Source organism: Nocardia sp. NPDC004068 (genome assembly GCF_042874315.1).
Lineage (GTDB): Bacteria > Actinomycetota > Actinomycetes > Mycobacteriales > Mycobacteriaceae > Nocardia.
This window is the reverse complement of the sequence record NZ_JBIAMW010000013.1, coordinates 176,735-197,857: the sequence shown is the minus strand read 5'-3', so window position 1 is coordinate 197,857 and position 21,123 is coordinate 176,735. Positions and strand designations below refer to the sequence as shown.

General features: G+C 69.3%; 19 protein-coding genes. 12 read left to right on the top strand and 7 right to left on the bottom strand.

Annotated elements, in window-relative coordinates:
* The first annotated feature begins 35 nt into the window (after positions 1–35).
* The 5 genes from ACFYTQ_RS29280 to ACFYTQ_RS29260 all read left to right on the top strand — a co-directional run bounded on the left by ACFYTQ_RS29280 (position 36) and on the right by ACFYTQ_RS29260 (position 4,041).
* Positions 36–935 carry a phosphatidylinositol mannoside acyltransferase gene (locus tag ACFYTQ_RS29280; protein WP_387368021.1) on the top strand — a complete coding sequence of 300 codons (900 nt, stop codon included), beginning with the start codon at positions 36–38 and terminating at the stop codon, positions 933–935.
* A 61-nt stretch (positions 936–996) separates the two neighbouring features.
* Entirely contained in the window at positions 997–1,863 is an 867-nt protein-coding gene (locus ACFYTQ_RS29275; protein ID WP_387368018.1) for an LLM class flavin-dependent oxidoreductase, read from the top strand.
* Between the two features lie 55 nt (positions 1,864–1,918).
* A complete protein-coding gene (locus ACFYTQ_RS29270) occupies positions 1,919–2,521 on the top strand; it encodes a TetR/AcrR family transcriptional regulator (RefSeq protein ID WP_387368015.1) in 603 nt (200 codons plus the stop codon).
* A gap of 104 nt (positions 2,522–2,625) precedes the next feature.
* Positions 2,626–3,831, top strand: a complete 1,206-nt coding sequence (locus ACFYTQ_RS29265; RefSeq protein WP_387368060.1) for a cytochrome P450 — start codon at positions 2,626–2,628, stop codon at positions 3,829–3,831.
* 12 nt (positions 3,832–3,843) lie between these two features.
* Positions 3,844–4,041, top strand: coding sequence for a ferredoxin (locus ACFYTQ_RS29260; RefSeq protein ID WP_387368012.1), 198 nt, complete (start codon positions 3,844–3,846; stop codon positions 4,039–4,041).
* A 20-nt stretch (positions 4,042–4,061) separates the two neighbouring features.
* Here the strand turns inward: ACFYTQ_RS29260 and ACFYTQ_RS29255 are convergent, their stop codons facing one another.
* The 4 genes from ACFYTQ_RS29255 to ACFYTQ_RS29240 form a co-directional block, all read right to left on the bottom strand.
* Positions 4,062–6,359 carry a LuxR C-terminal-related transcriptional regulator gene (locus tag ACFYTQ_RS29255; protein ID WP_387368009.1) on the bottom strand — a complete coding sequence of 766 codons (2,298 nt, stop codon included), beginning with the start codon at positions 6,357–6,359 and terminating at the stop codon, positions 4,062–4,064.
* A 330-nt stretch (positions 6,360–6,689) separates the two neighbouring features.
* A complete protein-coding gene (locus tag ACFYTQ_RS29250; protein WP_387368006.1) occupies positions 6,690–9,209 on the bottom strand; it encodes an FtsX-like permease family protein in 2,520 nt (839 codons plus the stop codon).
* Positions 9,206–9,904, bottom strand: coding sequence for an ABC transporter ATP-binding protein (locus tag ACFYTQ_RS29245; RefSeq protein WP_387368003.1), 699 nt, complete (start codon positions 9,902–9,904; stop codon positions 9,206–9,208). The genes ACFYTQ_RS29250 and ACFYTQ_RS29245 overlap by 4 nt, the downstream gene beginning before the upstream one ends.
* Before the next feature lie 24 nt (positions 9,905–9,928).
* A complete protein-coding gene (locus ACFYTQ_RS29240; protein ID WP_387368000.1) occupies positions 9,929–10,864 on the bottom strand; it encodes a prenyltransferase in 936 nt (311 codons plus the stop codon).
* Positions 10,865–11,027: 163 nt separating this feature from the next.
* Here ACFYTQ_RS29240 and ACFYTQ_RS29235 point away from each other — a divergent pair, with 163 nt between their 5' ends.
* Both ACFYTQ_RS29235 and ACFYTQ_RS29230 read left to right on the top strand, forming a co-directional pair.
* On the top strand, positions 11,028–12,575 hold the full coding sequence (locus ACFYTQ_RS29235; protein ID WP_387367997.1) for an LVIVD repeat-containing protein: 1,548 nt from the start codon (positions 11,028–11,030) through the stop codon (positions 12,573–12,575).
* A 51-nt stretch (positions 12,576–12,626) separates the two neighbouring features.
* A complete protein-coding gene (locus ACFYTQ_RS29230; protein ID WP_387367994.1) occupies positions 12,627–13,271 on the top strand; it encodes a DUF305 domain-containing protein in 645 nt (214 codons plus the stop codon).
* A gap of 76 nt (positions 13,272–13,347) precedes the next feature.
* Here ACFYTQ_RS29230 and ACFYTQ_RS29225 read toward each other — a convergent pair whose 3' ends face one another.
* Both ACFYTQ_RS29225 and ACFYTQ_RS29220 read right to left on the bottom strand, forming a co-directional pair.
* Positions 13,348–13,893: a carboxymuconolactone decarboxylase family protein gene (locus ACFYTQ_RS29225; RefSeq protein ID WP_387367991.1), complete on the bottom strand. Its 546-nt coding sequence runs from the start codon at positions 13,891–13,893 to the stop codon at positions 13,348–13,350.
* Positions 13,894–13,951: 58 nt separating this feature from the next.
* A complete protein-coding gene (locus ACFYTQ_RS29220; RefSeq protein ID WP_387367989.1) occupies positions 13,952–15,169 on the bottom strand; it encodes an epoxide hydrolase family protein in 1,218 nt (405 codons plus the stop codon).
* Positions 15,170–15,206: 37 nt separating this feature from the next.
* On the opposite strand from ACFYTQ_RS29220, the gene ACFYTQ_RS29215 reads away from it, so the two are divergent.
* The 3 genes from ACFYTQ_RS29215 (at position 15,207) to ACFYTQ_RS29205 (ending at position 17,736) form a co-directional block, all read left to right on the top strand.
* Positions 15,207–16,298, top strand: coding sequence for a MarR family transcriptional regulator (locus tag ACFYTQ_RS29215; protein ID WP_387367986.1), 1,092 nt, complete (start codon positions 15,207–15,209; stop codon positions 16,296–16,298).
* Positions 16,295–17,098, top strand: a complete 804-nt coding sequence (locus ACFYTQ_RS29210) for an SDR family oxidoreductase (RefSeq protein WP_387367983.1) — start codon at positions 16,295–16,297, stop codon at positions 17,096–17,098. The genes ACFYTQ_RS29215 and ACFYTQ_RS29210 overlap by 4 nt, the downstream gene beginning before the upstream one ends.
* Positions 17,099–17,187: 89 nt before the next feature.
* Entirely contained in the window at positions 17,188–17,736 is a 549-nt protein-coding gene (locus ACFYTQ_RS29205; protein ID WP_387367980.1) for a hypothetical protein, read from the top strand.
* Here ACFYTQ_RS29205 and ACFYTQ_RS29200 read toward each other — a convergent pair.
* Complete coding sequence (locus ACFYTQ_RS29200) at positions 17,644–18,222, bottom strand: TetR/AcrR family transcriptional regulator (protein ID WP_387367977.1); 579 nt, start codon at positions 18,220–18,222, stop codon at positions 17,644–17,646. The two genes, ACFYTQ_RS29205 and ACFYTQ_RS29200, sit on opposite strands and share 93 nt — an antisense overlap.
* Positions 18,223–18,300: 78 nt before the next feature.
* Here ACFYTQ_RS29200 and ACFYTQ_RS29195 point away from each other — a divergent pair, with 78 nt between their 5' ends.
* Together ACFYTQ_RS29195 and ACFYTQ_RS29190 are read left to right on the top strand one after the other, a co-directional pair.
* On the top strand, positions 18,301–19,230 hold the full coding sequence (locus tag ACFYTQ_RS29195) for an alpha/beta fold hydrolase (protein ID WP_387367974.1): 930 nt from the start codon (positions 18,301–18,303) through the stop codon (positions 19,228–19,230).
* A 42-nt stretch (positions 19,231–19,272) separates the two neighbouring features.
* Positions 19,273–20,829, top strand: a complete 1,557-nt coding sequence (locus ACFYTQ_RS29190; protein WP_387367971.1) for an amidase — start codon at positions 19,273–19,275, stop codon at positions 20,827–20,829.
* Positions 20,830–21,123: the final 294 nt, after the last annotated feature.

Genomic DNA, 21,123 nt, shown 5'->3' with positions numbered 1-21,123 from the left:
GCGGGGGATTCGACGACCCGCGACGGTACGGGCCGATGACACTGGCCGGTAGCGCCTGGGATCTCGGCTATGCGGCCGGGTGGCGGTTGGTCCGTGCCCTGCCGCAGCGGGCGGCCGTTCGCCTGTTCGACGCCGCGGCCGACCGAGCGGCTCGGCGCGGGGGGCATTCTCAGTTGCGACGCAACCTGTCTCGAGTGCTGGGCGTTTCCCCCGACGAGGTGCCGGCCGAACTCGTGCGCGCGAGCCTGCGCTCCTATGCGCGTTACTGGCGTGAGGCGTTCCGGCTACCCACGATGGATCCGGTCCGCCTGGCCGACACCGTCGAGTCCTCGGCGACCGGCCTCGAACACATCCATCGCGCGATCGACCACCGGACCGGCGCGGTGCTGGCGCTGTCGCACAGCGGGAACTGGGATCTCGCGGGAATCTGGGTCGTTCAGCGCATAGGCCAGCCCACGGTTGTCGCGGAACGCTTGGCGCCGGAGTCGCTGTATCGTCGGTTCGTCCGCTTCCGCGAGGGGCTCGGCTTCGAGATCATCCCGCTCACCGGCGGCGCGACCCCGCCCTTTCCGCAACTGGCCGCCCGGCTTCGACAGGGCCGGGTGGTGGGCCTTCTGGGTGAACGCGACCTGTCCGGCACCGGCGTACCGGTCACCTTCTTCGGCGAACCGGCCCGAATGCCCTCCGGCCCCGCACGCCTGGCCATCGACACCGGCGCGCCACTGCTGCCGGTCCATTGCTGGTTCACCCCCACCGGCTGGGGGTTCCACATCGACGCCCCGATCGACACCGACCGAGGCATCCAGCAGACCACCCAAACCCTCGCCGACCGCTTCGCCGCAGGGATAGCCAACCACCCCGCCGACTGGCACATGCTCCAACCCCTGTGGACGGCCGACCTCCATACCCGAGCCGAACGCCCAGACGCCAGGTGATGCCTGGAGCTACCCGAATATTCCGTCGACTACCACGGCACCACGTGGTACCGATGCGGCTATGACGAAACTGGGTGTGGTCTTCAAGCCACAGAACCCTCCCGAACGCCTGCGGGAGGTAGTGCGGGTCGCCGATTCCACTGGGCTGGAACAGCTTTGGCTGTGTGAGGACTGTTTCGCCGAAGGCGGCATCTCGGCCACCGCGGCCGCATTGGCCTGGTCCGAGCACGTAACCATCGGTGTCGGCGTACTCCCGGCACCCCTGCGTAATGTCGCGGTGACGGCGATGGAGATCGCCACCCTGGAGCGGATGTTTCCCGGCCGCACGATCTGGGGCGTGGGCCATGGAAATCAGGAGTGGATGGGCCAAGCCGGTGTTCGGGTGGCGTCGCCGATGACGTTGCTGCGCGAATACCTCGACGCTCTCCAGGACCTGCTCGCAGGGCAGCGAATCACCGTGGAGGGCAGGTACGTACGACTCGACGACGTCGCTCTCGACTGGCCCCCGGCCAGCCCGCCGCCAGTGATCGTCGGCGGGTTCGGGCCGCGTACCCTGCGGCTGGCCGGAGAGTACGCCGATGGGGTCGTCACCGGCACCACCCTGGCAGGTATCGAGTCGGCCATCGAATTGACCCGGCAGGGTCGGGCAGAACACACGGCCAGCAAAGGCTTCTCCTTCGGAGTCCAGCTGGTGGCCGCCACCGGACCCGACGCGGCCGACCGCGCCGAGGCGGAGGTGCGAAAACTCGGTCACGACATGAACGATGGGCTCTGCGCCGTGGGTGATGCCCAGGCGATCGCCGACACCGTCACCCGGTGGGCACAGGCCGGTGCCGACACCGTGGTCCTCGAACCCACCCCGGACGAACCCGACCCCACCGGATTCTTCCGATTCCTCGCCGAGAAAGTCCGCCCACTCATCCCGTGATCCGCCCGACCAGAGCAGCCACCTGACTGTCCCTGTGGGCGGATACAGTTTCCCGATGGCCGGAAGTTCGCAGCGCGTCCGCAACCCGTGGGGGCAGGGGGAGCGATTGCGGGTGGAGATTCTCGAGGCGGCCGCGCGGTTGCTGTCGGAATTGGGGGGCGAACAGGGGTTGACGATTCGGGGGGTGGCGCGCGCGGCGGGGATCTCGCCGGGCAGTATCTATCAGCACTTCAGCGATAAGGCGGCGCTGGTCGACGGGCTGATCTCCTACGACTACGAGAAGTTGGCGGCGGCGATGGATGCGGCCGAGGCGCAGTGGCCGGCCGAGCAGCCGCTGGATCGGGTGCGGGCGCGGATGAAGGCGTATTGTCGCTTCGCCCTGGACAATCCGGGGCACTACCGGCTGATCATCGACAATCGGCCCGCGCCGCCGATTCGTTCCGGTCCGCTGGTGGAGATCGTGCGGCAGGTGATCACGCTGCTGGAGCGTTGCGAGAAAATCGGTGTGCGGCTGCGGGTCCCGGCCGAGCAGGCCGCGGTGATCGTCTTCGTCGGCGCGCACGGCCGAGTCGCGCTGTGGCACAGTCGAGGTGACGCCGCGCAGGCGGCGTCCATCATGGAGTTCGTCGACCAGCTCATCTCCCTCGTCGTCGAGTAGCTCGAAACCTCTTCGCGCGATTGGTCATTGCTCAGCGTAACCACATGGAACTACTCTGGGGAGAGTTAGTGAACAATCGTTTGGTAACTTCTCTGGGGGTCATGATGACCGAAACCCTTCCCTCCTTCCCCATGGATCGGGCCGCGGACCGCCCCTTCGATCCGCCGCCACGGCTGCGTGAGGTGGAAACCGTTGGGCGGGTGCGTATCTGGAACGGCGCCACGCCCTGGCTGATCACCGGCTTCGAGGATGTCCGCACCGTGCTCGCCGACCAGCGGTTCAGCGCCGATGTCCGCAAGGACGGATACCCCTACCAGTCCGCCTCGATCGAGGCCCGCCGCCGAGCCGGCGGCACCCGCGCGTTCATCGCGATGGACGACCCCGAACACGATCGCCAGCGCAAGATGCTCACCCGCAACTTCATGATCAAGCGGGTCGAGGCGCTGCGGCCGCAGGTGCAGCAGATCGTCGACGAGCTGATCGATGCCATGCTCGCCGGCCCGAGGCCCGTGGATCTTGTGACCGCGTTCGCACTGCCGGTGCCCTCGCTGGTGATCTGCCGGTTGCTCGGGGTGCCGTACGAGGATCACGACTTCTTCCAGGCGTGCAGCAGGAAGCTCGTCTCGCGCGAGACATCCGTCGAGGACGCATTGACGGCCACTCACGAGCTACGCGCGTATCTGCTGGATCTTGTTGTGGCCAAACAGAAATCCCCGACCGAGGACATGATCGGCCGCCTGCTCACCGAGCATGTGGCCACCGGTGCGCTGAGCATCGACGAGGTCGTGGATATGAGCCTGCTGATGTTGATCGCCGGGCACGAGACGACCGCCAATATGATCGGGCTCGGGACGCTGGCGCTGCTGCAACACCCCGAGCAGCTGGCCGAACTGCGCGAGACCGAGGATCCCAAGCTGATCGCCAACGCGGTCGAGGAGCTGCTGCGGTATCTGACCATCGTGCACGGCGGGCGGCGGCGGGTGGCCACCGCGGACGTCGAGGTCGGCGGCAAACTGATTCGCGCCGGTGAGGGCGTGGTGCTGTGCACCGATGCCGGAAACCGGGACGCCGCGGCGTTTCCCGAGCCCGATCGCCTCGACATCCACCGGGAGGCCCGCCACCACCTGGCCTTCGGCTACGGCGTGCACCAGTGCCTCGGCCAGCCGCTGGCCCGGATGGAACTCCAGGTCGTCTACGGCACGCTGTATCGACGCATTCCCACACTGCGCCTGGCGATTCCGTTCGACGAGGTGCGGTTCAAACACGACATGGTCGTGTACGGCGTCCACTCGCTTCCCATCACCTGGTAAGGAACGATTGTCATGAAAGTCGCTGTGGATCAAAGCAAATGCGTGAGCTCCGGTCAGTGCGTGCTGCTCGCGCCGGAGGTGTTCGACCAGCGCGACGAGGACGGCGCGGTGCTGCTGTTGCAGGAGAGTCCGCCCGCCGACCAGCACGCCGCGGTGCGTCAGGCCGCGCGGGTGTGCCCGGCCTTGGCGATCGAGCTGGACGAATCGTGACCGTCGCCGAGTGAGGCCGACTATTTGTCCGGAATCCTACATTCCGAGTCGGCCAGATCCGGTGACTCCCGCTGCACCACCAACGCCACGTGCAACCGTGACGGGCAATCCAGCTTGATCATCACCTGCCGCAGGTGATTCACCACCGTCCACTCCGACAAGCCGAGGCGGCTCGCGATCATCCGGTTGGTCAGGCCCGTCGCCACGAGTTCGGCGACCTCCCGTTGCCGGGGCGTGAGCACGGCCAGCAGGGGTTCGGTGTCCTGGGACAGGTCCGGGGCGGAGCGGACGCGGTCGATGACAGCGACAGGGTCCAGGCCCGAGATCTCGTGCAGGATCTCGCAGAACACCTTGTCGCCCAGCATCTTTCGCCACTCGCCGTCGTCGTGGTCGATATCGGGCGATTCCAGCTGCGGGATGCCGCCGCGGCGGCGGAGGTGTTCGGCCGACAACGCGAGGGTGGCTGCGGTGCGGAGGTGTTCGGGTCCGGCGAGGGCGTAGACGCGGGCGCAGCCCTCGACGGCTCGGATGGTCTCGGGAAGGCACCAGCGGGACTGGGCGTGTTCCAGGACGCTCAGGTACAGCTGGCGTGCTCGGCCGAGGGTGGGGCGCGAAAGACGGGTCGCGGCAAGGGCGTTCAGGGCCGACGCGCCGCCGCGGTCGAAATCCAGGGCCAGCGCGCGGCGGTGGACCTCCGCCCAGGCGGTGTCGTCGTGGTCGGTCAGGGCGAGGATCGCGGTGGCGATCGGGATCGATCCGGCGCCGGGATCGAAGCCGGGCTCGGTCCAGTCGGCGGCGATGCGCAGGCGCGCCTCGGCCTCCGCCCGCCGACCCAGCCGCCGCAGGCCCTCCCCCGCCATGGCCGCGCACCGCAGTTCGGCCTCGCGATCCCCGGAACGCCGTGCGGCGGCCTCGCTCTCGGCGAGCAGTTTGACCGCGCGCGCGTTGCGTCCGGTGCGCAATGCCCAGCGGCCCAGCAGTTCCAGGCAGCGGCGATGCGCGGCGGACGGGAGTTCCAGCGGGCGGGCGGCGAGCACATCGCTCACGATGTGCTCGGCGTCGGCCAGCAGACCCAGTGGGATCCACACGTCCTCGAGCACCCCGGCCATGCGCACAGCCCGGTCCAGATCGCCCGAGGCGACGAAATCGCCCACGGTGCCGAGGAAGTCGCGGGCGCGGCGGGCCGCGGCCCGGGGCAGCGGGCGGCCGGAACCGTTGCGGCGGATCCAATGACCGATGGTCTCGGCGAGTTCGGCCATCCGGTCGGCGTGGTCGGCCCGCAGCCGCCGCGCCCGGTCCCGGTCCGCCGCCAGCGTCCGGCGGCACCAGATCCGCACCGGCGCCGGGAGTTCGTAACGGCCGTCGCCGTTCTCGTCGGCGTGGTAGTGCAGCAGGCTGCGGTTCACCAGCGTGGCGAGGGAGGTCGTGGTGGCCTCGGCGTCCATGCCGCCGAGCATGAGCACCGTCTCGCGATCCACCGCCGCCTCGCACAGCGACAGGCGCAGCAGCAGTTCCGTCGAGTAGGCGTCGAGATCGTCCATGCCCCAGGCGACCGCGGCGTACATGGAACGGTGCCGCGGCGGGGTGTCGGCGTACCCGGTGGAGACCAGATCGCCGCCGGACTGGATGACGCGCAGGGTGCGCACCACGCCGACGCGGGCGACGGTCGCCGCCGCCAGCCGCAGCGCCAGGGGAACGCCGTCGAGCACCTGGGCGATCTCGTCGAGCAGCAGCTGATCGGAGAAGGTGATCGCATCGCGGTACCGACTGTCGATGCCCTCCAACAACAGTCGCGCCGCGGGGGTCGAACCGGGCCCGTGCTCGTCGCCGTGCCCGACCGGGAGCGGCAGCACACAGAACACGCACTCGTGGTCGAGATTCAGCGGCACCCGCGTGGTCGTGACGATCAGCAGCCGCGGGCAACGTTGCAGCAGCGCCGCGATATCGCGGGCGATCGCGCCCGCCACGAGATCGCAGTCGTCCAGCAACAGGGCTCGGCGCTCACCGCCGATCTCGCTCGTCACCTCGGCCAGCGTGGTGTCCGGTTCGGCGGTGTCCGCCGCGCCGCACTCCCGGCGCAGCGCGGCGCGCACGGTGGTCCAGGCCGTCGCGCGATCGGTCGCCGCACCGAGATCGACCAGCACCGTAGTGTCGCGGAAAGTACTGGTGCGCAACGCTTCTCGCGCCAATTGCGTCTTACCCACCCCGGCCGTTCCGGTCAGCGTGAGTAACCGGACCCGTGGATCGGCGAGAATGGCCGCGAGTTCGGCGAGTTCGGTTTCTCGATGCTCGACGGCGGATAGTCGGTAGGCCTTCACGACGCCTCCTCACGACCGGAACAGCGACCGACGGACGCGCGGCGACCCTTCGGGTGTGTTCACGGAGTATCACAACGCCCCCGCTCGGCGTATCCTCTGCTGCCGGACTCGATCTCCCCGAGCGCCCGCCAGCAACCGCTACATTAACCGGAATTCCGGCCTGAAACAATGTTTCGGACATTATTCCGGACGTTTTTCCGAATGCCTCGCACTGACCTCGGCCGCCCCCGGCTAGCAAATACCTGCTATACATTCCCGGACGGGCCGGGCGCACAATGTCGCCAGGGGTTTACGGCATTTACCTCCGCATTAATTCGACAAGATCGTATTTCATTCCTGGGCGACGAGTTCGGCCAGCGGGATCTCCTGCGAGGAGCGCCGCGCCACGAACAGCGCGAGCACCACCGCGGCGAAGGTCAGCGGCAGGCTCAGCACGAGCAGCGGCACCGGGATGGTCACCGGCGGCAGCAGCCCGCTCTGCACCGACAGCGCGCTCATCATGGCCGGAATGGCCAGCAGCCCACCGGGAACCGCCACCACCCAGGCCACCGCGGCGAGCAGCGCCGATTCGATCATGAGTTGGCGGCGCACCGAACCGCGTTGTCCCCCGGCCAGTCTCGTGAGGGCGATGGCGCGCTGGCGTTCGGCCAGACCGGAGGCCAGCGTCGCCGCGCCGACCGCGGTCGCGACCACGAACATCACCCAGGCGAACGCCTCGAACGCGCTCACCAGCCGCCCGGTGAGGGAGACGAAACTGGCGCGCAGACCGGCCTCGTCGATGGTCCGGGCCCGCGGGTAGCGGTCGTGCAACAGGGTCCGCACGTCCCGTTCGACGGTCGCGTGGTCGGCGCCGGGAGCGAGGTCGAGGCAGAAGGTGTTGACACCGCTCGCCCCGACCAGCTGCCGGAACAGCGCGTCGCTCGCGATCACCGTGCCGCCGTCGGAGACCGAGTCGTCGACGATCGCCGCCACCCGGACCGTCCGATGTCCGTCGGGCAGCGGCAGATCCAGCGTCGAGCCCACCGACTTGTGCTGGATGCGGGCGAAATTGGAGGTGACCGCCACGGTGTCGCCGGTCAGGCTCTCCAGCACGTTCGCCGGGCCGTCGGTCACCCGCAGCCGGGTGAGTTCGCCCAGCCGCGAACCGCTCCACGACCACAGCGGATAGCGCGCGCCGTCGATGCCGACGCTGGCGTAGGAGAACCCGTAGGCCGTCCGTACTCCGGGGACGCGCTCGAGTTCGGCGGCCAGCGCGGTGGGCATGGCCTCGCCGGTGAGCAGTTCGCCGGTGGGCGCGGCCTGTACGAACAGATCCACCGTGGACCAGCGGTCGACGGAATGGCCGACCTCGTTCTTGATGCTCGTGGACACCCCCGACATCGCCAGCGCGGTGACCATCGCGACGGCGAAGGTGATGCTCAATGCAGCGTTGCGTCGCCAGCCCACCTCGAGGTGACGCCCGACGAACAGACCGGTCGGCCCGTTCGCGTTGCGCCGCAGCACGATTCCGGCCAGCACCGGCACCACCGTGCAGAACACCGCCACCGAGTACAGCAGCGGCACCAGCGCGGCGGCCTTCACCAGGGTCGGCGCGAAGAGAAGCACGACGATCGCGAGGACCAGCGCCCCGGCGGCGGTCACCAGCGGCACGGTGATCCGCGACGTCGCGACGGCCACGGTGTCGCGATTGCTCACCGCGTCGATCGCCGCCACCCTCCGCAACCGCAGCAGACCCGACAGCCACGCCACCCCGAACATCACGATCGCCCCGCCGAACGCCCCGAGAACCGCTGGCAGCCAAGGGAATCCGGGGTTGAGCGCCTGCTGGGTGAGATTGGTGATCTGCGTGGTGAACGCCGACAGCCGACGACCCAGCACCAGCCCGGCCGCCGCGCCGACGACATAGGTGACCAGCAGGATCGGGATCATCACCGCCCCCGAACCGAGCATCAGATCCCGCGGCCGCGCCCCCAGCAGCCGCAGCCGCGACAGGATCGGCCCGGCGTCGGTGAGCACCAGCCGCCAGGTCAGGAACAGCACCACGCTCGCGGTGAGGATCGCGATGGCCGCGAACATGGCCAGGATCGACAGCGGCGTCTTGAAGGTCCGGTTGAACCCGGAGAACAGGTCCGCCGGATCCTTGACCACGGCCGCGCCGTCGAGCACCGCGGAAACGCTTGCGCGGGTGGCGGATTCGTCGAGCCGACCCGGTTTCACCAGCAGCACATCGGTATTCGGACCCCGGTCGAAGGCGGCGGCGACATCGGCGAGCGGCGCGACGACGACCGCGCCGCGATTGGCGAAGTCCTCGCGCAGCAGTCCCGCGACCTTCCACCGCGCCACGCCCGTCGAGGTGGACACGGCGATGTCGTCGCCGGTGGCGATGCCGTGCTCGCTCGCCCACGGCTTCGCCAGGTACACCGCCCCCGGGGTGAGGGTGACGCGGCCGTCGTCGAGCGCGAGCGCCGCGGGATCGAGCATGCCGGGCAGCAGCGGATCGACGCCGAGCACGATGACGGGCCGGAAGCGGCCGCCGGTGTCGAGCTCGGTATTGGCAACCAGCAGACGGGAAGTCGTGGCGCCCTGGGAGGCGGCGGCGATCGTGGACACCATCGCCGGGGACATGCCCGCCTGCGACTGCGCCTCCACGGCGAGGGTACCGTCGGCCACGCCCTGGACGGGCGCGTTGCGGATCGCGCCCATGACGGTGGCCGCGAGCAACAGCACGGCCGTGGTCAGCATGATGCCGCCGACGCCCGCGACGATGGCGGCGATGAGCCGGATCGGGCGTCGCCACCAGCTCCGGGCCAGGGCGCGGGCGACCAGCCCGGTCGAGTCGAGGCCGCTCACGCGCCCACCCGCTCTTCCTCGACGCGGCCGTCGACGAGCCGGATCACATGATCGGCGTCGCCGACCAGATCCAGGTCGTGGGTGACGATCACGCCCGCCGAGTTGTGCTGGGTCACCAGCTTGCGGAACAGCTCCATCACCATCCGGCCGTTCTCCGAATCCAGCGCGCCGGTCGGCTCGTCGGCGAACACGATCGCGGGCTGTCCGACGCAGGCCCGCGCGACCGCCGCGCGCTGCGCCTCGCCGCCGGACACCAGCGCGGGCCACGCCGAGCGCCGGTGCTCGAGCCCGACCTCGGCGAGGATCGCCGCGGCCGCCGCCAGCGCGGCCTTCGGCTTGGTGCCCGCGAAAATCAGTGGGGCGGCGACGTTCTCGGCGAGCGTCAGCGACGGCACCAGATTGTCCTTCTGCAAGACGAAGCCGATCCGGCTCGCCCGCAGCCGCGACATCGCCGTCTCGTCGTAGTCGGCGATGTCGCGGCCGAGCAGCCGAACGGTTCCGTTGGTGGGGCGGTCCAGTCCGGACAGCAGATTGCACAGCGTGGACTTCCCGCTGCCGCTCTTGCCGACGATCGCCAGGATCTCCCCCGCGCGCACGGTCAGGCTGACCTCGCGCACCGCGGGCACGGTCACCTCGCCGACGGCGAACTCCTTGCCGACCGACACGGCCTCGACGACGACCTCTTGATCCGACATGACAAAACCCTTCCTCGGGGCGAATCAGTGCAGCGCGAAGATGTTGACCAGCACCAGCAGCGCTACCCCCAGTTCGTGAATGCGACGTCCGTATTGCCGAGCGAGCAGCGGATCGCGATCCGCGAAACCCTTACGGTACTGGACGATTCGCAGCGCGTAGGTCGGAATCAAGGCGATCGGATACCACCAGGAAACCGATGTGGTGAGCGCGAAGACGATGGCGACGACCGGTTCGGCCACCGCCAGCGCCGCCACGACGCGGGCGTATCCGCGTTCGTCGGTGGTGGTGGCGAGATTGATGCGGCCGTTGTTCCGGTCGACCTCGAGATCGTTGAGGTTCGAATACATCGACACCAGAACGGAATACAGCCCGATCAGCACGGACTCCATCACCGCGACCGCCGCGATGGTCCCGGTGAACAGCGCGTACAGCACCACCACCGGAAGTCCGAAACCGAAGAACAGCACCAGTTCCTGACCGCCGTACCGGCTCAGGTTCAGCCCGTAGGAATACTGCACGCACAGCAGGATCGCGACGAAGGAGAACACGATGAGCCAGACCGGATGATGCGGTGCGAGCAGGAATCCGGTCAGCACCAGCGCCACCCCGACCACCGCGCACAACCACGCGCACCAACGGGCCTCGTGCAATTCCAGCTGACCCGTGATGAGCGGTTTGGATTCGGCCTTGCGCAGATAACTGGGATTGCCCAGATAATTGCGCGCGTCGGAGCCGTCCTTGAATCCGGTGATGTCGTCGAAGGCCGCGGTGGCGTGATGGACGAGGAAATATCCCGCGCTCAGCAATACGAAGGAAATCCAATTCCACCCGTCGCGCAGCACCGCGGTGGGCAGCAACGAGAGACCCGCGAAAATGAACAGATGCGGATCGAAGAAATATAGATTGCCCAGACGCGCGTAACCGCGCAGCTTGTCCGGTCCCAATGCCGTCGTATTCATGATCGGGCACCTCCTGGCGGTCGCGGCCCGGGCGGCGGCGACCGCCGTATTCTCCCCAGCCCCGAGTTCCCGTGCGCCACGGCAAATTCCTGCTACTGACCGGTCGCACGGGCGGCGAGCAGAATTCGACCGGGATGGGTGCGAAGCGAAGAGGGTGGTGCACATGCGGTCTCGATTGGTACCCGGCTGCCTGATGGCGGTGGGGGTGGTGCTCGCCGGGCTGGTCCCCGCCACACCCGCGGCCGCCCAGGACGACCTCGCGACGTTCACCGAGGTGGGCACCGAATCGGTGCCGACGGCCGACTGCGGGCCGGGTTCGTCGCCGGAAACCGGTCTCCAGGGCGATGTTCCGGTCGCCGACCGCGACAACGGGCGCAGCAAACTGGGCTACACCTGCAACACCTCGTTCGTCGGCGGATATCAGGGGACCGGCGGCGGGATGCTGTCGGCGTCCTACGATCACTGCTCCTACACCGGCACGTTCTTCCCCGGCGGGGTGTTGCAGGGCGACGGCGGCGTGACCGTCCTGGACGTGTCGGATCCGCGAAATCCCGTGCGCACGGACATGTTACGCGAACCCGCGATGACCGGCGGCACGTTCGAGACACTCAAGATCAGCAAGAGCCGCAAGCTGCTCGCCGCGTCCTCGGTGCCGCTGGGCGTCGTCGGCGGCGGCTACTTCTCCATCTACGACATCTCCGACTGCGCGCATCCGCGGCTGCTGAATCGGGGCGCGGGCACGGATATGACCATGCCGCTGCCGTTCCTGTCGCACGAGGGCGGCTTCTCCCCCGACGGCAACACCTACTGGGCCTCGGGCGTGTTCCCCGGCCTGCTCAGCGCGATCGACGTGTCCGATCCGGCGAATCCGCACATCATCTGGCAGGGCCTGACCGGTGTGGAGGGGCACGGCTTCGGCATCAGCCCCGACGGCAACACCCTGTACCTGTCGGCGTGGGCGGGGATGACGATCCTCGATATCAGCGCGGTGCAGCGGCGCGACCCCAATCCGCAGGTGCCGCACCTGGGTCACCGGTTCTGGCTGGACGGGCAGGTCACCCAGCACAGCATCCCGGTGACCTATCACGGTCATCCCTACACCTTCACGCCCGACGAAATCGGTTCCGGCGGTGTGAAACTCATCGATGTGGCCGATCCGGCGAACATCCGGATCGTGCAGAAGGTCAAGCTGGCGATCGATGTGCCGCAGAACATCGACGAGAACGTGCGTTCGTCGCAGGGCGGGTCGGTGCTCACCTACGATCCGCACTACTGCACGGTGGATCGGCCCGACGATCCGACGGCCATGGCCTGCTCGTGGCTGTCGTCCGGGGTGCGGGTGTTCGACGTGCGCGATCCGGGCAACATCCACGAGATCGCCTACTACAACCCGCCCGCCCGCACCGGGGAGAACCTGAACCTGGTCAACTCGCCGCACGCGCAGGCGTCGGTGATCGGGCTGCCGCTGCTGAGCTTCATCTCCATGGCGCGGGCGGCGTTCACCGGGAATCCCAACGTGCTCAACGCCTTACAGGCCCGCGGCGCGCTGTCGTTCAACGGCGACCTGTCCTCGGACTGGTGCCTGTCGCCGCCGGAGTGGCACGGCACCCAGCTGTGGACCACGTGCAGCGACAACGGGTTCATGGTCATCCAGTTGGACAACGACGTGTACACGCCCCCACCGAACCAGGAATCGACCGTGGGAGCGTGAGGGACATGAACACCCCACCACAGAACCAGGAATCGACCGTCGGAGCCTGAGATGAGACCGATCGGGAAACACTGGCTGCTGCTCGTGCCCGCGCTGGGCCTGGCCGCCCTGCTGCTGGTGATGGGCGCGGCGCTGGGGCCGCTGTGGTGGCCGCGGACCGCCGACACCGCGAACACCGTGCGGCTCACCGACGCCGAGATCGACTTCGCCCAGGACATGTCCGTGCATCACGAGCAGGCGATCTTCCTGACCCAGAACCTGGACAAGGGCGCCGACCCGGCGATCGTGACGCTGGCACAGCAGGTGAGCGCCAACCAGATTCAAGAGATCGGAACCATGCGAGGGTGGCTCATGCTGATCGAGGCGCCGTTGCGGCCGGGGCCGGAGGCCGCCCCGCAACACGCGGGGATGGCCATGCCGCAGCACCCGCCCGCGGCGATGCCCGGGATGGCGACCTGGGACGAGATCAACGCGCTGGGCCGCGCCAAGGGCCGCGACGCCGAGATCCACTTCCTCCAGTTGATGATTCGGCATCACCGGGGCGGCATCGATATGGCCCAGGCGGCGATACCGCGGCTGAACTCGGCCGCGGTCGCGCGGGTCGCGCGGGGCATGATCCAGGATCAGACCCAGGAGATCGGGTACATGAGCCTGTTGTTGCGGCAGCGCGGCGAGAGTCCGCTGCCCTACCCGTGAGTCCCGCCCGGGACACCGAAGGGCCCCGGGACACCAAAGGGCCGCGGGACACCGATGGGCCAGGCTCGAACCCCGTTCAGGCCGAACGCTGTTCGGGCAGCGCGCAGGTCATGCCCTCGGCCATGCCGGTGGCGCGGACGCCGAGGGCCTGGTTGATCCGGGCGCGCTGGTTCTCCCACGCGATCGCGGCGGCCAGCTCGGCGAGCTGACCCTTGGTCAGCTGGGTGAGCAGCTGCTCGCGCAGTTCGGCGATGCCGACCGCGGGGGTCTTGGTGGCCGCCTCGGCGTAGGCCAGCACGAGCTTCTCCAGCTCGGAATAGGCGTCGCTGGTCTGATAGCGCGGCAGTTCGGTGATCTGCCGCTCGGTCAGCCCGCCCGAATTGGCCAGGGCCGAACCGATGTCCAGGCAGTACTCGCAGTTGATCATGCCCGCGATCTTGAGCTCGGCCAGCTCCTTGAGCTTCGGGTCCAGGCGATTCGAGAACAGCAGCATGGTCTCGTAGGTCAGCGTGCTGAACAGCAGCTGCGGCCTGCGGATCAGCCAGCCCATCAGGTCCGTCCGATTCCGGCGCATGCTGCCGAACGCCTTCGCGTAGTGCCAGATCCGTTTGATCGCCCGCATGCTCGCATCCTTTCGAGCTCCGTACCAAACCTCGCCAATGGGTCATCCTACGGGGTGATCATCGGCGGCCGCGGAAGGTCCGGCGCAGATCCTCGACCCACGCGCCGGGGATCTCCCACGGGATGAAGTGGCCGCCGCGCTCGTGCGCGGTGACCTCGACCAGGTTGTACCAGGAACCGCGCGCGCTGGTGCGGAAATGCGCTGCGCGCCCGTCGGTTCCGACGCCGGGCGGATTCTCGTAGCCGACCAGGGTGAGGCCGGTGGGCGCCTCGATCTGCGGGACGCGGTCGTGGTCGGGGGTCCACGGGTAGCGATTGTTGTTGGCGTAGGTGCGCATCGAGCTGGGCAGGGTGTTGGTGACCCAGAAGATCATGGCGTGGGTGAGCAGATCGTCCTTGCCGAAGACGGATTCGATGTCGCCGCCGGTGTCGCTCCAGTGCGCCCAGCGTTCCAGGATCCAGGCGAGCATGCCCACGGGTGAGTCGGCGAGGGCATGGCCGAGGGTGCTGGGGGCGAGCATGTGCGCGGCGAGGTGGACGGCGAAGCGCTTCTCCAGGGCGAGTTGACGTTCGCGGATCTCGGGCGGCCCCTCGGGCAGGGGGTGGCCGCCGGTGATGTCCCAGGCGCGGTCGCCGTTGAACAGGGTGAGCATCTGGCCCGAGCCGATGTGGATGCCGTACAGCTCGTCGGCGTAGCGGTGGCCCAACTGCCCGGCGATCAGCGCGCCGACATCGCAGCCGCCCGCGGCGTAGCGGTCGTGGCCGAGCACCTCGGTCATCAGGACGTGCCACAGGTCGGCGATCTTCCAGAAGTTCATGTCCGGCCGGGCGGGCAGTGGACCGGAGAAGCCGAAGCCGGGCAGCGACGGCACGATCACGTCGAAGGCGTCGGCGGGGTCGCCGCCGTGCGCGCCCGGATCGGCCAGCGGGTCGACGACCTTGGACCAGTGCCAGAACGTCCACGGCCAGCCGTGGCTGAGGATCAGCGGGATCGGGTTCGGGCCCACGCCGGGGCGGCGCATGAAATGGATGGGGGCGCCGTCGATTTCGACGCGATAGTGGTCGTAGGCGTTCATGGCGGCCTCGGCGCGCCGCCAGTCGTAGTCGGTGCGCCAGTGGTCCACGAGTTCGCGGAGGTAGCCGCCGTCGACGCCGTAGGACCAGTCCGCGTTGGCGACATCGTCGAACCAGCGGGTCCGCTCGAGGCGGTGGCGCAGATCGGTGAGGACCTCGTCGGGGACGTGAATCGGGCTGGGCTGCGGCTGCTCCACGGTCATACCCGCAATTTATATAAGTAGTGGATATATTTCCAGGGTGGACCACACCGACGCGTACGTCTCGGCCCTCACCGCGGCCGTGGAGAACTTCAACCGCTTCTACATCCGCATCCCCACCCGGGAGCGGCTGTCGTTCACGACGCTGTCGGTCCTGGACACGCTCGCCGCCGCCGACGGACCGCTGCGGCTGACCGAGCTGACCCGGACCGAACAGCTCAGCCAGCCGGGGCTGACCCAACTCGTAAGCCGTTTGGAGCGGGACGGACTGGTCGAGCGGCGACCCGATCCGACCGACCGGCGGGCCACGCTGGTGCGGCTCACCGCGGCCGGGCGGCGGGTCGGGCGCTCCCGGCACGACGATCGGGTGCGACACCTGGCGCCCCTCGTCGCGCGGCTGTCGCCCGCCGACCGCACGGCCCTGGCCCGCGCCCTGCCCGTGCTCGGGCGCTTGGTCGAGCTGGATCGCGAGGCGGAAGATAATCAACCATCCGTAAAATTGTCCGGTACGGTGGAGGCCGTGCCCGCCGCCGAACCGGAGACCCGCCGACGCGATGCCGACCGCACCCGGAAGTGCTTGCTGGAGGCGGCCTTCGACGAGTTCTCGACCCGGGGGTTCGCCGGGGCGCGGGTCGGTGAGATCGCCGAGCGGGCGGGGGTGAACAAGCAGCTCATCACGTACTACTTCGGCGGCAAGGCGGGGTTGTATCGGGCGTTGCAGCGGCAGTGGCTGGACCGGGAGGCCGAATTCGCGGATCCGGACGCGCCGATCGCGGAGCTCGTCCTGCGGTATCTGCACCACATGCTCGCCGACCCGCGCGGCGTCCGGCTCGCGGTGTGGCGGGCCCTGTCCGATGCCGCGCCGATTCCGCCGTCGACCGCGGAGTCCGACCTCGCGACGACCCGGGCCCGGCAGGACCGCGGCGAGGTCGCCGCCGACCTGGATCCGGCGGCGTTCCAGCTGGCGGTGATCGGCATGGTCGCCGCGCCGGTCCTGCTGCCCGACATGGTCCGGGACCTGTTCGGGATCGAGCCGCGCACAATGGAATTCGAGGAGCGGTACGGAGAACAGTTGCGGCGCATCCTCGCTCACCTCGCGACAGCGGAAAACCCAGAAGGAGAAGACGAATGACGTTTCTCGTCACCGGTGCGCGCGGCCTCGTCGGCCGCACGGTCATCGACCGCCTGCGCGCCGCCGGACACGCGGTGCGGGCGGTCAGTTCCCGGCCCGAGGACACCGAGCTGCCCGCCGATGTGGCGGTGGCCGCGACCGATCCCGACGATCCGGGCAGCTACGCCGCCGCGCTCGACGGCGTGGACCGGGTGTTCCTGTACGCCGCGAGTCCGGGCCTGGAGCATTTCCTCGCCGCGGCGCGGGCCGCCGGGGTGGGGCACATCGTGCTGTTGTCCTCGATCGCGGCCGAGGCCCCGGGCAATCCGATCGGTGATCGCCATCTGGCCGTGGAGGGTCCGCTGCGCGAGTCCGGGCTGCCGCTGACCATTCTGCGGCCCGGGGCCTTCGCGTCCAACGCCCGCCTGTGGCGGGACTCGATCGCCGCCGAACGTGTTGTGCGGCATCCGTTTCCGGACGTGCAGCAGAATCCGATCCACGAGGCCGATCTCGCCGACGCCGCCGTCGCGGCCCTCACCGAACCCGGGCACGCGGGCGCGATCTACCCGCTCACCGGTCCGGAGTCGCTGTCGTTCCGGGCGATGATCGACATTCTGGCCGAAGCGGTGGGCGAGCCGATCCGGCTCGAGCGGATCGGCTACGACGAGGCGGCGGAGTTCGTGTTCCGGCCCGTTCTGGATCTGTGGGCGGCCGCGGGCACCGGCCCCGCCCCGGTCGGGCCCACCGTCGAATCGGTGACCGGACCACCCGGGCGCACCTTCGCGGAGTGGGCCGCCGATCACGCGGCGGAGTTTCGCTGAGCCATTGCCATTGCAATTCGAGCCGCTGCGGGGTTCCATTCGAAGATGGCCGCCGCACCGGTGGGGCGGCCGGTTCGAAAGGCGAGCGGATGGATCGGGCCACCTACGAGGACTATCTGGTCCGGCACAATGCCGGGGACTTCGCCGCGGTCGCCGAACGGCACTTCCATCCGGAGATCGAGATCGAGGTAGCCGGTCGTTGCGTGGCGCGCGGCCGGGCCGCGGCCCTGGCCTGGCTGACCGCCGCCGCCGCGAACGTGACCTCCACGCTGTACGCCTACGATCACGAATTCGACCCGAACGGTCTGGAGGCGTGGGCCGATCTGTACGAGTGGGCCGAATGCCACCGCGGCGGCGACTCGCTGTTCGCCGGGCGGATGCGCGCGGGCGAGATCCGGATCACTCCCCTGCGCGCCCACTACATCACCCGCGGCGACCGTCTCGGCTGCATGGTCCTCGATCTCGCCGACGGCACGATCGAAATCGACCGTCCGGGAACGGAATTCGCGCCGCTTCCCAGCGCGGCGGAGCGACCGACGCCGGACCTACAACGCCCGCGCGAGCGCGCCCAGGCTGATGTCGATGATGGTGCGCAACTGCTGCCCGCTCGCCCCGCCCCGGCTCATCACCGCCAGTGACTGGTTGACCGCCGCGAGGTGGACGGCGAAGTTCTCGGCGTCCTCGGCGGATAATCCCGTGGCGGACAAGGCGTTTCGAAGCCGCTCTCGCTGGGACGCGAGGGCGTCGAGGGCTCGGGCCGCGATGGCGGGGCTCAAAGTCGGTATGGCCATTGTGGTCTGACTGATCAGGCAGCCGTCCGGCAGGTCGGGATCGGCGATGCGGTGCAGGGTGACGTCGAAGAAGCCCCGGATCGCGCGCAGCGGGTCCACGGGGGCCGCCGAGAGGGCCTGGTCGTATCGGGCGCCGTACCGCGTGGCGTAGCGGTCCAGGCAGCGCAGATACAGCGAATCCTTGTCGCCCAGCGAGGAGTAGATGGAACTGCGGTTCAGCCCGGTCGCCCGCGACAGGTCGTCCAGGGAGGTGTCGGCGTAGCCAGTGCGCCAGAACTGGAGCATCGCGGCGTCGAGCGCGACGTCCATATCGAACTGCTTCCTACCGGCCATATCGCGTGCGCCTCCGTCCGTTGTGGTCTTTCTCATCCTATCTTGAACCAAACAGTTCAAGATGGCTAGGTTCGAGACATGACCAACACAGCGACCCCAGCGCAGGCGGGGCACCCCCTTCCGGAACTCCCGCTCCCCGACCTCGCGGGCTTCGCCCATCGCTGGGTCGACGCGCACGGCATTCGGCTGCATGTCGTGGCGGGCGGTCGGCCCGCGGGCCCCGCCGTCGTCCTGCTCGCCGGATTTCCGCAGACCTGGTGGGCGTGGCGCGGGGTGATGCCGGGTCTGGCCCGGCGATTCCGGGTGATCGCGATCGATCTGCCCGGCCAGGGTCATTCCGATCGGCCGCACGGCGATTACGACACGCACACCGTCGCGGAGTTCGTCCAGGCCGCGGTGACCGAGCTGGAGGTGCCGACGTACTGGCTCGCCGCCCATGACATCGGGGCCTGGGTCGCCTTCTCCCTCGCCCTGAACCATCCCGAGCGGCTGCACGGATTGGCACTGCTGGACGCCGGAATTCCCGGCGTCACCCTTCCGGACGCTGTGCCCCTGGATCCCGAGAAGTTCTGGAAGACATGGCATTTCGCGTTCCACATGGTGCCCGATCTGCCGGAGACACTGCTGGCCGGTCGCGAGCGCGCCTACGTGGCCTGGTTCCTGACGACCAAGGCACTGACGCCCGACGTGTTCGACGGCGCCGAGATCGACCACTACGCCGCCGCCCTCGCGGCCGACGACGGCCTGCGCGCGCTGCTCGGCTACTACCGCGACGCCCCGGAGTCGGCGCGCCGCAATCGCGCCGCACTCGATCGAGGGCCCTTGACCGTCCCGGTCCTGGGCATCTCCTCGTCCCGCGGCTCGATCCCGGATATGGCCGCCTCCCTGAAGCCCTGGGCGGGGAATACGCGCGGCGTCTTGATTCCCGATGCCGGTCACTACATTCCCGAGGAACAGCCCGAGGCCGTCGTCGACGCGGTGACCGCGTTCGTCGAATCCGCCGACTAGCTGGTCGCGGCCGGAACGGGCCGCCCGGATCTATCGTTGGTCATGCGCTACGACGAATACCGGGCCCACGACGCCGTCGGCCTGGCTCGGCTGGTCGCGGACGGGCAGGTGCGGCCGCTCGAACTGCTCGAGCTCGCGCTCGCCCGCTACGAGCGGGTGGGTCCGGTCCTCAATCCGATGGCCATCCTGCTGGCCGAGGTGGGCCGGGCGCGGGCGGCGGGTCCGCTCACCGGTCCGCTGGCGGGGGTGCCGTTCCTGGTGAAGGATCTCGAACAGCATTTCGCGGGATATCCGACCTCGGCGGGAACCGCTCCGCTGCAAGCGATTCCGGCGGAGGAGCACAGTCTGCTGGTGCGGCGGTGGCTGGACGCGGGGCTGGTGATCTTCGGTAAGACGACCACGCCGGAGTTCGGGATGAAGGCCGTCACCGAGAGTTCGGCGTTCGGCGCGACCCGCAATCCGTGGGATCCGGAGCGCACGCCGGGCGGTTCGTCGGGTGGTTCGGCCGCGGCCGTGGCGGCGGGCATCGTGCCGGTGGCGGGCGGGAACGACGGGGGCGGTTCGCTGCGCATCCCGGCGGCGTGGACGGGGTTGTTCGCCCTGAAGCCCGGACGCGGTCTGGTGCCGTGCGGGACGAGCGGGGGCGACGCGCTGCACGGGCTGGCGGCCGACGGGGTGCTCTCGCGCACGGTCCGCGATTCGGCGGTCATGCTCGACGTGCTCGCGGGGCCCGATCCCGGGGCGCGCTACTACCGGCCGCGGCCGGGCGGCGCGTACGCCGAGGCCGTGCGGACACCGCCGGGGAGGCTGCGCATCGCCGTCGATCGGCGGTCGCCGCTGGGCACGCCGATCCACGCCGAGGCGACGCGCGCCGTCGAGCGGACCGCGGCCCTGCTGGAATCCCTCGGTCACGAAATCGTCGACGCCGCACCGAAGATCGACGGCATCCGGTTCGCGACGGATTTCACCACGGTGTGGACCGCGCACGCCGCCGCCGAGGTGGCCGGGGCCCGTCGTCGCACCGGAGCGCCCGAGCGCGCCTTCGATTTCGACACGCGCGCGCTGGCGGCGGCCGGACGGGCGCTGGCGGCGCGGGAGCTGATCGACGCCTACGAACGCTGGAACGACTACGCCCGCGCGCTGGCCGCGCTGCACGCCGACCACGATCTGTTGCTGACCCCCACGGTCGCCGAGCCGCCGCCGCGGGTCGGCAGCCGTCCGCTGCATTCGGTGCTGGAATCGGTGGTGGGTCCGCTGCTGCAACTGGGCGCGGGCCGCTGGGTGACCCGGCACAAGATCTTCCGCGAGACCGTCTTCGCCACCATGGCCGCCACCCCGTTCACGCAACTCGCCAATGTGACCGGGCGGCCCGCGATGAGCGTGCCCCTGCACCGGACCCCCGAGAATCTGCCCCTGGGAACCCAATTCATCGGGCCGCCGGACAGCGAATCGCTCCTGCTGCGCCTCGCGGCCCAGCTCGAACAGACCGCCCCGTGGTCCCACCTCGAACCTCCCGATCCCGCCCCCGGCACGCGGGGTCCGGCGGACCGGGCAGGCCGAGGCGGGACGGAACAGCCGACGATCACCCGCGCCGACTGATCCCCCGAGGGTCGCGGCCGGTGCCGCCGCCGAGGCGACGACACCGGCCCGTATCCGAGGCGGCGTGGCCCTCAGGATGAGCCGCGCCACCCCGTATTCGGAGCCGAAGCGCTTCCGGCTGGGATCGTTTTCCGCGCGGGCCGTCCGACGTGGGCGAACCGCGGCGCGGCGCTGGTGAGACGGGGTCGAATCGAGGCTCCTCGAATGATGTTGCGGCAAGCCATTTTTGGAGACTGACAGCGTAAAGGCTTGCAGGTCAAACCCATTCGCGACCGGCGACGCCACCGTCTAGGG

Bases quoted from the DNA above. Each gene is read 5' to 3' on its own strand.
- ACFYTQ_RS29280 (WP_387368021.1), top strand. From the start codon at position 36: ATGACACTGGCCGGTAGCGCCTGGGATCTCGGCTATGCGGCCGGGTGG.
- ACFYTQ_RS29200 (WP_387367977.1), bottom strand. From the start codon at position 18,222: ATGGCCGGTAGGAAGCAGTTCGATATGGACGTCGCGCTCGACGCCGCG.
- ACFYTQ_RS29270 (WP_387368015.1), top strand. From the start codon at position 1,919: ATGGCCGGAAGTTCGCAGCGCGTCCGCAACCCGTGGGGGCAGGGGGAG.
- ACFYTQ_RS29225 (WP_387367991.1), bottom strand. From the start codon at position 13,893: ATGCGGGCGATCAAACGGATCTGGCACTACGCGAAGGCGTTCGGCAGC.
- ACFYTQ_RS29235 (WP_387367997.1), top strand. From the start codon at position 11,028: ATGCGGTCTCGATTGGTACCCGGCTGCCTGATGGCGGTGGGGGTGGTG.
- ACFYTQ_RS29230 (WP_387367994.1), top strand. From the start codon at position 12,627: ATGAGACCGATCGGGAAACACTGGCTGCTGCTCGTGCCCGCGCTGGGC.
- ACFYTQ_RS29265 (WP_387368060.1), top strand. From the start codon at position 2,626: ATGACCGAAACCCTTCCCTCCTTCCCCATGGATCGGGCCGCGGACCGC.
- ACFYTQ_RS29275 (WP_387368018.1), top strand. From the start codon at position 997: ATGACGAAACTGGGTGTGGTCTTCAAGCCACAGAACCCTCCCGAACGC.
- ACFYTQ_RS29240 (WP_387368000.1), bottom strand. From the start codon at position 10,864: ATGAATACGACGGCATTGGGACCGGACAAGCTGCGCGGTTACGCGCGT.
- ACFYTQ_RS29220 (WP_387367989.1), bottom strand. From the start codon at position 15,169: ATGACCGTGGAGCAGCCGCAGCCCAGCCCGATTCACGTCCCCGACGAG.
- ACFYTQ_RS29245 (WP_387368003.1), bottom strand. From the start codon at position 9,904: ATGTCGGATCAAGAGGTCGTCGTCGAGGCCGTGTCGGTCGGCAAGGAG.
- ACFYTQ_RS29210 (WP_387367983.1), top strand. From the start codon at position 16,295: ATGACGTTTCTCGTCACCGGTGCGCGCGGCCTCGTCGGCCGCACGGTC.
- ACFYTQ_RS29190 (WP_387367971.1), top strand. From the start codon at position 19,273: ATGCGCTACGACGAATACCGGGCCCACGACGCCGTCGGCCTGGCTCGG.
- ACFYTQ_RS29205 (WP_387367980.1), top strand. From the start codon at position 17,188: ATGGATCGGGCCACCTACGAGGACTATCTGGTCCGGCACAATGCCGGG.
- ACFYTQ_RS29195 (WP_387367974.1), top strand. From the start codon at position 18,301: ATGACCAACACAGCGACCCCAGCGCAGGCGGGGCACCCCCTTCCGGAA.
- ACFYTQ_RS29260 (WP_387368012.1), top strand. From the start codon at position 3,844: ATGAAAGTCGCTGTGGATCAAAGCAAATGCGTGAGCTCCGGTCAGTGC.